At 34.4% G+C, this 13,000-nt stretch carries 15 protein-coding genes; 10 read left to right on the top strand and 5 right to left on the bottom strand.

Annotated elements, in window-relative coordinates:
* Positions 1 to 184 precede the first annotated feature (184 nt).
* Positions 185 to 460, top strand: coding sequence for an ArsR/SmtB family transcription factor (locus BTOYO_RS03195; protein ID WP_000660069.1), 276 nt, complete (start codon positions 185 to 187; stop codon positions 458 to 460).
* 284 nt (positions 461 to 744) lie between these two features.
* On the opposite strand, the gene BTOYO_RS03185 is transcribed toward BTOYO_RS03195, so the two are convergent.
* On the bottom strand, positions 745 to 1,947 hold the full coding sequence (locus tag BTOYO_RS03185; protein ID WP_000795995.1) for an ankyrin repeat domain-containing protein: 1,203 nt from the start codon (positions 1,945 to 1,947) through the stop codon (positions 745 to 747).
* 357 nt (positions 1,948 to 2,304) lie between these two features.
* Between BTOYO_RS03185 and BTOYO_RS27240 the strand changes: the two genes are divergently transcribed.
* Positions 2,305 to 3,105 carry a hypothetical protein gene (locus BTOYO_RS27240; protein ID WP_000418467.1) on the top strand — a complete coding sequence of 267 codons (801 nt, stop codon included), beginning with the start codon at positions 2,305 to 2,307 and terminating at the stop codon, positions 3,103 to 3,105.
* Between the two features lie 261 nt (positions 3,106 to 3,366).
* Here BTOYO_RS27240 and BTOYO_RS03175 read toward each other — a convergent pair whose 3' ends face one another.
* A complete protein-coding gene (locus tag BTOYO_RS03175; protein ID WP_001072967.1) occupies positions 3,367 to 3,690 on the bottom strand; it encodes a winged helix-turn-helix transcriptional regulator in 324 nt (107 codons plus the stop codon).
* A gap of 124 nt (positions 3,691 to 3,814) precedes the next feature.
* On the opposite strand from BTOYO_RS03175, the gene BTOYO_RS03170 reads away from it, so the two are divergent.
* The 3 genes from BTOYO_RS03170 (at position 3,815) to BTOYO_RS03160 (ending at position 7,074) form a co-directional block, all read left to right on the top strand.
* Entirely contained in the window at positions 3,815 to 4,348 is a 534-nt protein-coding gene (locus BTOYO_RS03170) for an NAD(P)H-dependent oxidoreductase (RefSeq protein ID WP_000855237.1), read from the top strand.
* A 256-nt stretch (positions 4,349 to 4,604) separates the two neighbouring features.
* Positions 4,605 to 6,107, top strand: a complete 1,503-nt coding sequence (locus BTOYO_RS03165; protein WP_001259977.1) for a class I adenylate-forming enzyme family protein — start codon at positions 4,605 to 4,607, stop codon at positions 6,105 to 6,107.
* A 190-nt stretch (positions 6,108 to 6,297) separates the two neighbouring features.
* Positions 6,298 to 7,074 carry a GNAT family N-acetyltransferase gene (locus BTOYO_RS03160; RefSeq protein WP_000240317.1) on the top strand — a complete coding sequence of 259 codons (777 nt, stop codon included), beginning with the start codon at positions 6,298 to 6,300 and terminating at the stop codon, positions 7,072 to 7,074.
* Between the two features lie 31 nt (positions 7,075 to 7,105).
* On the opposite strand, the gene BTOYO_RS03155 is transcribed toward BTOYO_RS03160, so the two are convergent.
* On the bottom strand, positions 7,106 to 7,315 hold the full coding sequence (locus tag BTOYO_RS03155) for a hypothetical protein (protein ID WP_000801649.1): 210 nt from the start codon (positions 7,313 to 7,315) through the stop codon (positions 7,106 to 7,108).
* Between the two features lie 84 nt (positions 7,316 to 7,399).
* On the opposite strand from BTOYO_RS03155, the gene BTOYO_RS03150 reads away from it, so the two are divergent.
* The 5 genes from BTOYO_RS03150 to BTOYO_RS03130 all read left to right on the top strand — a co-directional run bounded on the left by BTOYO_RS03150 (position 7,400) and on the right by BTOYO_RS03130 (position 11,183).
* Positions 7,400 to 8,149: a Nif3-like dinuclear metal center hexameric protein gene (locus BTOYO_RS03150; RefSeq protein ID WP_001027988.1), complete on the top strand. Its 750-nt coding sequence runs from the start codon at positions 7,400 to 7,402 to the stop codon at positions 8,147 to 8,149.
* 164 nt (positions 8,150 to 8,313) lie between these two features.
* Complete coding sequence (locus tag BTOYO_RS03145; protein WP_000355231.1) at positions 8,314 to 9,162, top strand: phosphotransferase; 849 nt, start codon at positions 8,314 to 8,316, stop codon at positions 9,160 to 9,162.
* A 27-nt stretch (positions 9,163 to 9,189) separates the two neighbouring features.
* Entirely contained in the window at positions 9,190 to 9,747 is a 558-nt protein-coding gene (locus BTOYO_RS03140) for a DUF7010 family protein (RefSeq protein WP_001017279.1), read from the top strand.
* A gap of 28 nt (positions 9,748 to 9,775) precedes the next feature.
* The gene (locus tag BTOYO_RS03135; protein ID WP_000788159.1) at positions 9,776 to 10,600 is read left to right on the top strand and encodes an MBL fold metallo-hydrolase; all 825 of its coding nucleotides are present in this window, start codon (positions 9,776 to 9,778) and stop codon (positions 10,598 to 10,600) included.
* Between the two features lie 16 nt (positions 10,601 to 10,616).
* Positions 10,617 to 11,183 (top strand): SGNH/GDSL hydrolase family protein, encoded by a 567-nt coding sequence (locus BTOYO_RS03130; protein ID WP_000855188.1) that lies wholly within the window; start codon positions 10,617 to 10,619, stop codon positions 11,181 to 11,183.
* Between the two features lie 44 nt (positions 11,184 to 11,227).
* Here BTOYO_RS03130 and BTOYO_RS03125 read toward each other — a convergent pair whose 3' ends face one another.
* The gene (locus BTOYO_RS03125) at positions 11,228 to 11,644 is read right to left on the bottom strand and encodes an SRPBCC family protein (RefSeq protein ID WP_000951541.1); all 417 of its coding nucleotides are present in this window, start codon (positions 11,642 to 11,644) and stop codon (positions 11,228 to 11,230) included.
* Positions 11,645 to 11,723: 79 nt separating this feature from the next.
* On the bottom strand, positions 11,724 to 12,734 hold the full coding sequence (locus tag BTOYO_RS03120) for an aldo/keto reductase (protein WP_000040531.1): 1,011 nt from the start codon (positions 12,732 to 12,734) through the stop codon (positions 11,724 to 11,726).
* Positions 12,735 to 13,000 lie beyond the last annotated feature (266 nt).

Genomic DNA, 13,000 nt, shown 5'->3' with positions numbered 1-13,000 from the left:
CCTTCTGCTTCCATAACGAAATTTCTATTTATTACTGATAGTGAAACGTTATGTTAAGGCACTCCTTTGTTTTCGGGGTAAAGTTTTTTTATATTTTTTTAAAATGACGGACACAAAAACATATATGCTTACGAATTATATATATGGATATCATTAATATTTATATAAAAGGGGAGAAAGAAACATGAAAGAAAAAAAAGAAATGTATGTAGAAATCGCTGAAGTATTAAAGGTATTGGCACATCCTGTCCGTTTATCCTTAGTAAAAATAATGCTTGCAAAAGGCGCTACAAATGTAACAACAATGTATGGAAATTTACAAATGCCCCAAAGTACAATTAGTCAACATTTATCCAAACTAAAGGCTGCTAAAATCGTAACAGGTACTCGAAAAGGATTAGAAATTTATTATGAGGTAACGGACAATCGCACAAAATCAATATTGGCATGTTTAGTATAAATGATGACTTGCTAGACTTCGCAGTAACAAATTATATAACTATCCATAACACTATTTATTTAAATGATATAGGCATCCTGTTGGACAATTTTTTTGCTACTCTTAACGTGAAGCTAGCAAGTAGCAAAATGAAACGATTTCAAAATGAAAAACGCTATTCTTTTCTATGATTTTACAGAGAGAATAGCGTTTTTTACTTTTAAGGAGTATCTTTTTAATTAGCTTGATAGTGATATGGTATTATCTCTAAAATACAAAAATATTGATTTTACTTTCATTCTTTCTCATAATTTTGAGCTCAAAAGTTCGACTATCTCATCGTATCCAAGGCGTTCGGCTGTTTCGATGGGGGTTTCTTTTAATTTTTCATTCTTTGGCATACTGTATAATGTTGCTTTCTCATGCAAGTTCGGTTGATGTTGTAGTAACACTCGAACTACTTCAATAAAGCCTTGTTCACATGCACTATGTAACGGTGTGATTTTTCCTTGTCCTGTACTATGGATATTAGCTCCATTTTCTAACAACAGCGCTGCCATCTCTGGTTTATTGCGGCCGCAAGCAAGGCTTAATGCACCCCTTTTGTATTCTTCTAGTAATTCCATATCAATACCGTTGTCTATTAAAACCTTTGCTGCTTCAAGATTGTTATCCTCCACTGCGTAGTGGAGAGCTGAACGTTTCCTGTTTGTCACCGCATTTATATTTGTAATACGCTCTAAAATATATTGAACAATTTCTTGATTACCAGAACTACTAATTAAATGAAGAGGAGTGACTTTTCCGACCATGATATCATTTGCATTTTCACCTTTAGAAATTAAATATTTAATAATTTCTACGTTACCTTTTCCGCATGCTAGGGCAAAAGGTGTTTCTCCATGATATTTAATTTTCAAATCTGCTCCTGCTTCTACTAGTAATGTAACAATCTCAATATTGCCATTTAGACAAGCGATGTGAAGTGGCGTTTTTCTATCAGGTCCTTTTTTATTTAATGTAGATAATTTAATGTTTACTAACTTTTCTTTAACTGTTTCTATGTCATTTCTCATACACGCGTAGTTTAACGTTTTCTTAAAACTTTCGGCTTTAATAGCGCTTTGTAGTTGTGATTTACCAAAATCAGAGGTTGGTTCAATATGATAATGGCTGTATGCAAGTAAAAGTAGTGCAGAACTGCACTCTAAAGTAGGATTTAAATCGTCATAATAATCAACTTCATATAAACCATTTGTTTTGACAGTTAAAACAAATGCAGTCCAGTTCGATTCCCCGGTATGACGTACTCTTTGAATATTGTCCATAATTTCATTAGATGGAAGTCCTTCTGAGCCATGTTCAAATACTTTCATAGATTCATAATGAAAGTAACTATACGTCGTGACGACCCCATTGTAAAATGCAAATAACATCGATTTCTCAGCTGCATTGGGTATATGCTTTAACACGATTTCGACAAGTGTTGCTATATATTGATTCTTCAATGATTTCACCTCTATTAATATTTGAACTGGTAACGTTATAATTATTTGGAATCTCTAACATACTAATAATCTTAAGCAGCACTTTACGTAATTTTTAAAGAATATTTGATTTTTACATATATTATAACATTTCATCTTAGTTTGTTGGTAAAAGGCTTTCATGTTCATTAAGTTATCTGTTCTTTATGTACAAAGTTTATGAAAACTCAATTGACAGCAATAAAATTTATTAAGTTGATAATTATGAAGAGTAACAAATGACATGGGCAGTGGAACCCATATTTTTGGATAGAGGGCATTCTGTATTTTTGATATATTAATAGTCAGGGAACACAAATAAGGGGTGGAAATATAGAAATGGAATTATTTGATTACTATAAGAGAAAAGGGAAGTTTAAACTGTTAATTGGAACGGGTATTTTTATTCTTGCGTTATGCGCTGTATATGACGATTGGGGACATGTTAATTGGGGGCAGATTATCTTTTTTGTTATCGCTTCTTCTATCTTTTTTGGAATTGGATTTTGGCAGTTAAGAAAAGGGAAGCTGATACAAAAAAATACTATAAAAAGTAATGCAACATTTTGGGATGTTGATACTTTTGTCGTATTAGAATTACCTAAACGAAACAAGCAATTTGGTTTATATCATCCTGATGGTGGATATATTGCAGGAACAAAGATAGTTTCATCTAATATTCTTTTTTCAGTGATACCTTTTTTACATAATAAAGATGTTTATGGATTAGAAACAAGTAGCGGGGAAATTATAGCATATTTTCATACTGAAGTGGACGGATATGATTGGGTAACTTATGATTCGAATTATAACCAGATTGGTATGTTTAAAGAAAAAATGATACAAGGATTTACTATGATACGTGGTACTTTGATGACTGATAAAGCTACAAAATTGTCAGATGTAGAAGTTGAGTTTGATTTTATTCAAAGCACTCTCCGTACAATAGAAGGACGTACATTAGCAATCGGTAAACAAGGATATATGCCTATAGAATGGAGTGAAAGGTTTATGGGTTTAAATGTACCTACTATTACATTAGGTTCTAATGCGTCTAATAATGAAAAAATTCTTGGTTTAGGGGTGCTCCTTTATAGCTTACGTACAATTGAGATTAGAAAAAATAGAGCGAGCGTTTAATAAGGGAAATGTAGTAAGTATATACGAAACTTTATAAAATTTCATTTTCCTAATTAAATCTTCTTGGATTGATAGATGGTGGGTACGTCCCATGTCCATTAACTTAAGAAAACAAGTTATCCCAAAAAAACGATAAAAATACAAAATTACCATTTTTGGGGGAATTTTCAACCTTAGGTTAATCACATGTTACGGTACCCTATTATGAAATTTTAGAAAAATTCTTGACATAGAAGATTGAACAAAATTGATAGTGTTCTTTTAGTCATTTAATCTTTTCATCTGATGATCTTTTCCCCATTCAAATAGTTCATTCATAATATGCATTAAAGATTTTCCGTGTTCACTTATCGTGTACTCAACCTTTGGTGGTACTTCTTGATATACGGTACGATGGATAATCCCATCAGCTTCAAGTTGCCGAAGTTGCTGTGTAAGAACTTTTTGTGTAAGGTTTGGAATTTCTCGTTTAATTTCATTTGTTCGCATTTTTCCATCCATCAAAACACATAAAATATAAACTTTCCACTTTCCGCCAATTACATCGAGTGTCGTTGCAATTGGGCAGTCATCATTTTGATTCATATAACACCTCCAAAGGTACCTCAAGGTTCCTATAGTACCTGAAAGTACGTACTTTTCAATTATATGTGACTCATTCATACTAATACTAAAGCGTTTGAATTATTTATAAGGGGGAAGAAAATATATGAAAACACTTGTAATTGTAGCACATCCTGATATTGAAAAGTCTCGAATTAATAAAAGATGGGTAGAAGAACTTGAGAAATATTCGGATGAAATTACGGTGCATGAATTATATAAAGTGGCACCAAATTGGGAGTTTAATATTGAAGAAGAACAAAAGCTGTTAGTAGAGCACGACCGATATATATTCCAATTTCCACTTTACTGGTATAGCTCACCACCATTATTAAAAAAATGGTTCGATGATGTATTAACATATGGATTTGCTTACGGATCTAAAGGGGATAAAGTGAAGGGAAAAGAGTTTGGTGTAGCTATTTCTATAGGTGGATTAGAAATAGACTATGAAAATAGCGGGATCACAATGGCTGAGTTGACGAAACCATTTCACGCTACAAGCTTATACACGGGAATGGAGTTTATACCTTCGTTTTATTTATATGGTGCAGAATATAAGCTAAGTGATGAAGAGATTAATAATAGTGCGCCTGAGTATGTGCAATATGTGATGAATAAGAAGTATTCTAATATATAAGGAGAAATAGCCATTTACTTGATAAGTAGATGGCTATTTTTAAATCCCGCTATTTGTGGACAGCAGGACTCCTACCTCAAAAATCAGCGAATACGAGGGAGTTAGGTGAGATTTGGGCTGCCTGTAAAAGCCCGATTGGTGAGGGCTGATTAAAGTTTCACTTTATTCGTTTTAAATTCACTAAGTGTAATCTTTAGTGAATTAATAGTTAATCTGGTAAAATAAAAACCCTAACATATATAAAGGGGAGTTTTATTTGAGAACGATGCGACAATTATTACAAAAGAGAGCAATGCAATCACCAAATTTGGAAGCGCTTGTAGGCGGAGAAAAAAGATATTCATTTCAGCAGTATAATGAACGAGTAAATCAGTTTGCGCATTATTTGTTACATAACGGTGTGCAAAGAGGGGATCGTATAGGAATCTTATGCAAAAATAATCACCCGTTTCCAAGCGTTATGATGGCAAGCTTAAAAATTGGAGCGATATTTATCCCGCTAAATCATCAGCTTACTGTTTATGAATTGGAAATGATTGTAAAAGAAGCGAAATTAAAAGTGCTAGTTATTGATGAAGAGTTTAGTGAAGTTTTATTAAAGGTTGATGCTGTTAAAGAAATTCCTTATGTAATTGAAACGACAAAAGAAGGCTTTGGTTCATTTGAATTAAAATTACAAGAACAGCCAATTACAGAGCCGACCGTAGACGTTCATGAAGATGATGATGCAATTTACTTATTTACTTCAGGAACGACTGGACAGGCAAAAGCATGTGTAATTGGTCATAAAAACTTACATCACTATTTTACTGAGATTGCGGGGCAAAGAGAAATTCCAGCAGGTGAACGCTTTTTATCCGTGCATCCATTGTTTCATATGAGTGGCGTGCTTTCTATTTTAAATTGCATTTATCATGGTGTTACGATGATTTTCTTAGCTGATTCGAATCCTACTCTTATTTGGGATAAGATTGAAGAAGAGAAAATTACTACGATGCTTGCATTCCCGGCTGTTTATAGCTACATGCTTGATGAACTAAATAAAAAAGAACGTAATATTTCAACCTTTAAAGTAGCACAAAGCGGTGGAACAAAAGTGCCAGAAACGCTCATTCAAAAATATTTGGAAATAGGAATCTATATGGTGCAAGGCTATGGTAGTACAGAAGGTTGGGTTGTAACTTCATGGCATCCAATGATGGGAAATGAAAAGATGTCTTCTGTAGGGAAAACACTAAAACATGTAGAGTTAAAAATTGTTCACCCAGAAACAGGACATGAACTAACAACAAATGAAGTTGGAGAGATTCACGTAAGAAGCCCGTACATGTTTAAAGGATATTGGAATAATGAAATGGCGACGAAAAAGGTAGTAAAAGATAATTGGTTTAACATGGGTGATGCTGGCATGATAGATGATGATGGATTCCTACATATTATGGGAAGATATAAAGATGTTATCGTACGCGGTGGTGACAACGTATATCCAGATCAAGTAGAAGATGTTATTCATGAAATCAATGGTGTTTTAGAAGTTGCAGTAGTTGGAGTTCCCAATGATTTTTGGGGAGAGGTTCCAACAGCGTATATTGTAAAAGACATTCAAACATCTTTAACAGAAGAAGAGATTATGCAGCATTGTAAAGAAAAATTGGCAAGCTATAAAATACCAGAAGTTGTATTTATGGAAGACTTACCGAAAAATGCTTTAGGGAAAGTGTTGAAGAGGGAATTAAGGGATGCTTTTTTTGCAAAATAAAAAGGGTATTAAATAATGAGAAATCCAGTTATGCAGTATGTATAACTGGATTTTTGTTTATAAAAAACATAATAATTTACTAAATTTTGTATTTTGTGTAAGATAATAAAGAATATTCAATCAATAACCGAGAGTGAGATATAAATGAAACTTCAGGTGAATGTATTGAACCAGGGGTAGGGGAAACGAAGTGGTGAAGAACGATCTTACAGTTATCAAAAATTTATTTGGCTCTTCTAAAAAAATATTAAATGGCTTACCAAATGCAGTCACAATTGAAGAAATAGAAGAGGATGTATTTTATGATGTACAAACTTATACAGAGAAGATATGTAGATTTGAAGAGGTTTGTTTTAACTGGGAGTTAAAAAGAGCGAGTATTGTATTAAACAAAAGGTTTAATGGTTATAACTCAAGTACGAGAGTGTTACTTGATGCAGGTTTTTCTTTGCACGCAGCAAAAATAGAAGTGTGTAGAGGGTTAAACAATGTAGAGGCGCTTGAAAAACAATATACATATTGTTCAATAGAAGAAACCTTATCAGAAAAAGAATTTAAATACATTTGGAAGCAATGTATGTTGAATTCAGGAAATCAAACTTCAATTTTAACTATCGATGAGCATTTTTATTCAGTGCAAACAGAGTTAGGTAAGGGCAGGGAAAAGTCATGTATTGTTTTTTATGATAAAAATGAGCCAATTGGTATGTCCATACCGCATATAGAATCTGGAACAGAAAGTGAAGGGCGATTATTTTATTTTGGGGTAATGCCTTATTGTCGCGGGAAAGGAATTGCTTCCCAACTGCATCTTCAATCTCTACATATGTTAAAGGAAATGGGTGCTACCTATTATATTGGGAGCACACATACGTCGAATGAAAAGATGCAGAGGATATTTTGGAGAAATAATTGTTTGTTTAAAACGGAGATAGAGCTTTATTATAAAATTTTTAATGAGGGTTAGAAAAAGCCCGGCATATAACCGGGACTTCTCCTTATCTATTCAACACTTCAATATATGAAGCATTTCCCGTTGTTCTTAAAGCGGAGCGAAAATTATTATTTTCTAAAGTCTCAGCAACTTGTTTTAATTGCTGCGCATCATCGTGGTGAATAAGTAAACTGTCTGCGCCACTTTCTTCTATATGAATGTGTTCGACATTTCCAATCGCATCATGTACAGCTTTTAAAAATTCAGGTTTCATATTGTCCTCCTATATGTATGTAACGTTGTTATTTAGTATTTCCTTATTTATGAAATATAAAAGTAAATGAAAGGAGAAATGAAAATGAATATAACGCAGTTTAACGAACATATAAAATCGCTATTTGGAGAGCATCTTCATAAATACGGCGATGATGAATATGGTTATACTCATATAAGTAAAGAGGAGTTTCACAAAATCGGTTACACAACAAATTTGACACTAGAGACGATTGAGGAAGCGTATAAAAATGGAGTCGATATGATAGTTACACATCATGCTCCTTGGAATTTTTTGTTTGGCATGGAAGAGGCTTGTATTGAGAAATTAAAACAATATGAAATGAATCATTTTTGGATTCATTTGCCGTTAGATTTTATTGAATTTGGTACGTGTACGTCATTATTTAATGAAATGGGGATAGATACAATTCTAGAATACTCTACGTATGAGGAAGAGGAATTACCTGGAATAGGAGAATTTGAAGAAGCGATTGCATTTTCAAACTTGGTTGAAAAACTTGAAGAAAGAATGGAAGAGAAAGTGAAGAGCTGGAGGAATCACGATAAACCAATAAAACGGATTGCGATTTTAACTGGTGCAGGTAACAATACAAATTTGATTGAGCGAGCATTAGAAAAAGGTTGTGATACGTATATAACAGGAGAAAAAACATTATATACAGTGCAACATGCAAAATTTAAAGGTATCAACTTAATAGTAGGTAGCCACACATTTACAGAAGTGTTTGGTGTAGAAAGTTTGGCTCGTAAATTACAAGAGAGAGATCGTGCAATAGAAATTACTAGATTAAATGAAGATCATTTGGAATAAAGAAATCGCATCGCAATATCATAAATGGAATGAATTATATGATGAAGTAATGAAAGTGTAATTTGTTATATTAAGATGGGTGGGAGGAATCCCCTTATGTCTGTCAAATAATAGTAAAGTTTCCTTTTGAATTAAGGGAATATTCAGAGTGTAAGGGTGAGGGAATGGACATTTCAATAATCGCTGCACAACTAGTTAAAGAGAAGGTTATTTTACATTATCCAAAAAACATGAAAGGTTTGAACGGGGGAACGACAAGTACAATATATTTGTTGGATGAACAATACGTTGTAAAACTGAATGAATCGGATGTAATACGTGAAGAAGCTTATTTTCTTCAGTTTTATAAAAAGAATGATGCGTTTCCAAAGCTTTTATATAAGGATCCGTTAAGTCGATATATTGTTTATTCATTTCTTGAGGGGACTACTTCGTGCAAATCTGGCCATAAACGAAGTATACTGTGCAAACTTGTAAAGGACGTTATCAATAAGTATGAAAAAGTTCCAAAGGTGAGTGGCTGGGGATGGAAGGACAGTACGGTTCAATCTTGGAATGAATTTTTAACAGTAACTGTGATGGAAGCTCACGAAAATGTAAAGTCGTACATAAGTGATGAAGAATGTAGACTTGTTTTTAAGTTAGCAAATAGTCCGAATAGAGGGGCTGGAATAGATGAGCCATTTTTATTACATGGCGATTTCGGATTCCATAATTTTATAGTTCAAGAGAATAGGTTACATGGAGTAATTGATCCTTTACCAGTATTAGGAGATCCTATATACGATTTAATTTACGCGTTTTGTTCAACTCCGGAAGATTTAACGAAAGAAGCAATTGATTATGTGATGAAACAAAGTGTATTTCATAGAGAAGACCGTAATTTATATGAAGAAATGGTCATAGGTTTATATTTGCGGATAGATACGTGTTTAAGACACCACCCGAAAGATTTAGAAGATTATTTAGCAGCTTGGCGTTATTGGATGGGCGAGGTTGAGACTACTTTATAGCACAAATATTTTTGGGGAGATGGTGAGATGAATATTGCAGAAGCGAAAAAGGATTTAGCAATCAAAACGAAGAGAGGATTACCGATTATATTAGCTGGTGTTTTATTTTGGATGGTTATGAGTATAACGGGCTTTGTTCTTTCTGAAAAACAAGTGGTGTGGGTATATTTAATCGGTATGGGATGTGTGTTTCCTTTCGGCTTAATGATAGCTGCTATATTGAAAATTGATATGTTTGCGAAAGGAAATCCGTTAGGGATTTTGGCAGGATTAATTGGTGGGATAAATGTATTGAATATTCCGCTTGTATTACTTGCCTATTTTCAATTTCCAGAATGGTTACCTTTTGTAGTAGCAATGTTAATAGGTGTTCATTTTATCCCGTACGTATGGATTTATGAAAGCAAAAGTTATGGTCTATTGTCAGTAGGGACTGTATTCGTGACGTCAGTTTGCGGGATTCTGTTTGCAGAAAAAGGATTTACGGTGATTCCATTGTCGGTTACAGCTGTTTATTTACTTACTTATATAAGTTTATTAATTGAAAATAAAAAAGCAGATCAGTATCAACAAAAATCAGCTTAATAAAAATATAGGGATAGGGGGAATTAGGATGAAAAATTTCGTTTGTACAACGTGTGGTGTGCAGTATGCAGCGAGTGTAGAGGAACCGGTGAGTTGTCATATTTGTGATGAAGAAAGGCAATATGTGAATCCGAAAGGGCAGTCTTGGACGACTTTAGAAAACTTGCAAATAAGTGATACATATAAAAATGAAATAATCGAAGAAGAAAACGGGCTTTATAGTATTACGACCAAACCAGGGTTTGCGATCGGTCAAACAGCATTTGTAGTGAAAATAGAATCATATCGATTACTATGGGACTGCATTACTTATTTAGATGAAATGACAATTGCGAAAATAAAAGAGCTTGGCGGATTAGATGCAATTGCATTGTCTCATCCTCATTATTATTCAACGCAAGTAGAATGGGCAGAGACATTTGATGTACCAATTTATATACACGAAGATGATAAAGAGTGGGTGATGCGCCCGAGTAGTCGTATTATTTATTGGTCTGGTGAGTCTTTACAATTAGCTGATGGATTGGTCATTCATCGTCTAGGAGGTCATTTTAAAGGTGGATCTGTCTTACATTGGGAAGAAGGTAATGATGGAAAAGGAATTTTGTTAACAGGTGATATTATTCAAGTTGTAGCGGATGAGCGATGGGTAAGTTTTATGTACAGCTATCCAAACTTAATTCCATTACCAGCGAGAAAAGTGGAAGAAATGGTGAATCGAGTGAAGCCGTTACAGTTTAATCGTTTATACAACGCTTTTCATCGCGTAGTAAAAGAGAATGCAAATGAGGCAGTGGAACGTTCTGCTGAAAGATATATTAGGGCGGTAGAAGGAAAGTTATTTCATACGTAAAAGGAGAGCAAGTCTAATGAAAACGTTAGTATGCTTCGGTGATAGTATTACAGCTGATGATGTATTTTTTGATGGTACACCTAGATTAACACCAAGGTTACAAAGGATATTCTCAAATTGGGAAGTGGTGAATGCAGGTGTTCCAGGTGATAATACATTCGATGCGTTAAATAGGATTGAAGAAGATGTATTATCACATAAACCAGATTTCGTAACAGTTTTTCTTGGCACGAATGATGCAGTTTCTTTTTCACAAGGGTCATTACAAACATACAAAGAAAATTTAGAGAAGATTGTGAACCATATTTCGTCAGGTAAAGTACTGCTTATTAGTCCTGCACCAGTTGATGAAGAAAGACAGCATAATAGAACAAATAAAGTGCTCGGTCAGTATGCAGACGTGGTAGAGGAAGTGGCGAAAGAAACAGGAAGCTATTTTCTAAATTTGTATGCTGAAATGATTCAAGAACGGAATTATAAAACATTTGTAGAAAATGATGAAAGAGATGGGCTACACTTTGGACCAGAAGGGTATGAGTATGTAGCGAAGTTGATTGATGAAAAGTTAAAAGGGATTTTATAAAAAAGCAAAGCGATATCGCTTTGCTTTTCATTGTTTTTAGTAGCTCAATCTAGAAATGCTTGCTGCAATGCTTTCAGTCCATCGCTGTAGATGCTATGAAACAGATTTATTGCCTCTTCATCACTAACCTCTACAGGGGTGAAAGTGCCAGACCACTCTACTAACGATGTGTTACTTTCAGTACCTTCTTTCACCTGGATTGTAGATAGATAATTAGTGACTGGGAATGGTGCATTCATGATTGAATACGTGTAGTAGCGTTCTTTCTCATTGAATACTTCTAAGCGTTCTATAATCGTATCACCATCTGGATTAGCTAGGTGACGTACACGACCGCCTTCAGTTAATTTACTGCTAGGTATATAAGGTAACCAGTCTGGAAGGGAGTTGAAACCTCCGATTAATTGCCATACTTGTTCAAGGGAACCGAAAATTGTCATAGATGTAGTAGTATGTGCCATATTTATTATGCTCCTTTTTAACTCGCTATTTGCGGGGAAATAATCAGTGGGGGATGCTCCCACTGATTAAAGTTTCACTTTATTTTACGTTGATTGGTAGTGGTGCATTAGGTGCTACTAGTTTTTGTTCGCGCATTTCTTCCCAGAATGCTGCGGGAATTACTGTGTTTAATGCATTTTGGTCTTCTACAATTCGTTCCGGTTTACTTGCACCAGGAACAACGGCAGCAACCGCTGGGTTAGCCAATGAAAACTGTAAAGCAGCAGCTTTAATGCTGATTTCATGACGATTTGCAAGAGCTTTGATTTTCTCAACTTTTGCAATAATTTCTGGTGATGCTTTTTGATATTCGAAGTGAGCACCTCCAGCAAGAATACCTGAGCTGTATGGGCCACCAACAACAATATCCATATTATGCTTAACAGCTGCAGGCATTACTCGTTGCAAGGCACGCCCGTGGTCTAATAGTGAATAACGACCAGCTAACAAGGAGATATTTGGCTTCGCTTCTTCCAAATCAAGCATAAGTTCAATTGATTCTACTTTGTTTACTCCAAGTCCCCAACCTTTAATGACTCCTTCTTCACGTAAACGTGTTAGCGCACGGAATGCCCCTGTTCGAGCCGTTTCAAATTGTGAAATCCACTCGTCGCCATAAAAGTCTTGTGCTAAATCATGAATGAAAACAAAGTCTAGACGATCTGTTTTTAAACGTTTCAAACTTTGCTCGATAGAACGAAGTGTTGCATCTGCGCTATAATCATTGATCATTTTATTTTTACGACCAAATTCGAAAAGTCCGCCTTTTTCACCTAAATCACGTGCAGATGGATCTTCTAGCTCATCCGAAATAGTTCGACCCACTTTCGTGCTTAAAAAGTAATCATCACGATTTCTTTTTGATAGTGCTTCACCAAGACGGATTTCCGCTAATCCAGATCCATAAAGTGGAGCTGTATCAAAGTAACGAACGCCATTCTCCCAAGCAGCATCCACTGTAGCGATTGCTTCTTCTTCTGGGATATTACGGTACATATTCCCTAGTGGAGCTGTACCAAAACCGATTTTTTCTTTTAGTAATTTACTCATTATAGATATCCTCCTAAAATGTATTTAAAAATTAATTAATCATTGTGAATGGATGTGAAAATTAAAACATGCCATTTCATCGTCCGGCAAAATGCATGATAAAAGTATTGAAACAGTTAAAAAAGTAAGTACTTTAAAGTACGATGGATACCTAAAAGATAACATAGGTAATATTTACTACTGAATTACTTATGCAACTCTTACAAATGCTATTATGAAATGTATTTTACATAATGAAAAGTACGTACTTTAAAGTGCTATAGATA

The organism is Bacillus toyonensis BCT-7112 (assembly GCF_000496285.1).
In the GTDB taxonomy this organism is placed as follows: Bacteria; Bacillota; Bacilli; order Bacillales; family Bacillaceae_G; genus Bacillus_A; species Bacillus_A toyonensis.
This window is presented reverse-complemented; position numbering and strand designations above follow the sequence as displayed.

What these genes read in the sequence shown, in the direction of transcription:
- BTOYO_RS03170 (WP_000855237.1), top strand. Translation starts at nt 3,815, where the DNA reads ATGAAAACACTTGTAATTGTAGCACATCCTGATATTGAAAAGTCTCGA.
- BTOYO_RS27240 (WP_000418467.1), top strand. Translation starts at nt 2,305, where the DNA reads ATGGAATTATTTGATTACTATAAGAGAAAAGGGAAGTTTAAACTGTTA.
- BTOYO_RS03140 (WP_001017279.1), top strand. Translation starts at nt 9,190, where the DNA reads ATGAATATTGCAGAAGCGAAAAAGGATTTAGCAATCAAAACGAAGAGA.
- BTOYO_RS03150 (WP_001027988.1), top strand. Translation starts at nt 7,400, where the DNA reads ATGAATATAACGCAGTTTAACGAACATATAAAATCGCTATTTGGAGAG.
- BTOYO_RS03145 (WP_000355231.1), top strand. Translation starts at nt 8,314, where the DNA reads ATGGACATTTCAATAATCGCTGCACAACTAGTTAAAGAGAAGGTTATT.
- BTOYO_RS03155 (WP_000801649.1), bottom strand. Translation starts at nt 7,315, where the DNA reads ATGAAACCTGAATTTTTAAAAGCTGTACATGATGCGATTGGAAATGTC.
- BTOYO_RS03195 (WP_000660069.1), top strand. Translation starts at nt 185, where the DNA reads ATGAAAGAAAAAAAAGAAATGTATGTAGAAATCGCTGAAGTATTAAAG.
- BTOYO_RS03135 (WP_000788159.1), top strand. Translation starts at nt 9,776, where the DNA reads ATGAAAAATTTCGTTTGTACAACGTGTGGTGTGCAGTATGCAGCGAGT.
- BTOYO_RS03120 (WP_000040531.1), bottom strand. Translation starts at nt 12,734, where the DNA reads ATGAGTAAATTACTAAAAGAAAAAATCGGTTTTGGTACAGCTCCACTA.
- BTOYO_RS03125 (WP_000951541.1), bottom strand. Translation starts at nt 11,644, where the DNA reads ATGGCACATACTACTACATCTATGACAATTTTCGGTTCCCTTGAACAA.
- BTOYO_RS03175 (WP_001072967.1), bottom strand. Translation starts at nt 3,690, where the DNA reads ATGAATCAAAATGATGACTGCCCAATTGCAACGACACTCGATGTAATT.
- BTOYO_RS03130 (WP_000855188.1), top strand. Translation starts at nt 10,617, where the DNA reads ATGAAAACGTTAGTATGCTTCGGTGATAGTATTACAGCTGATGATGTA.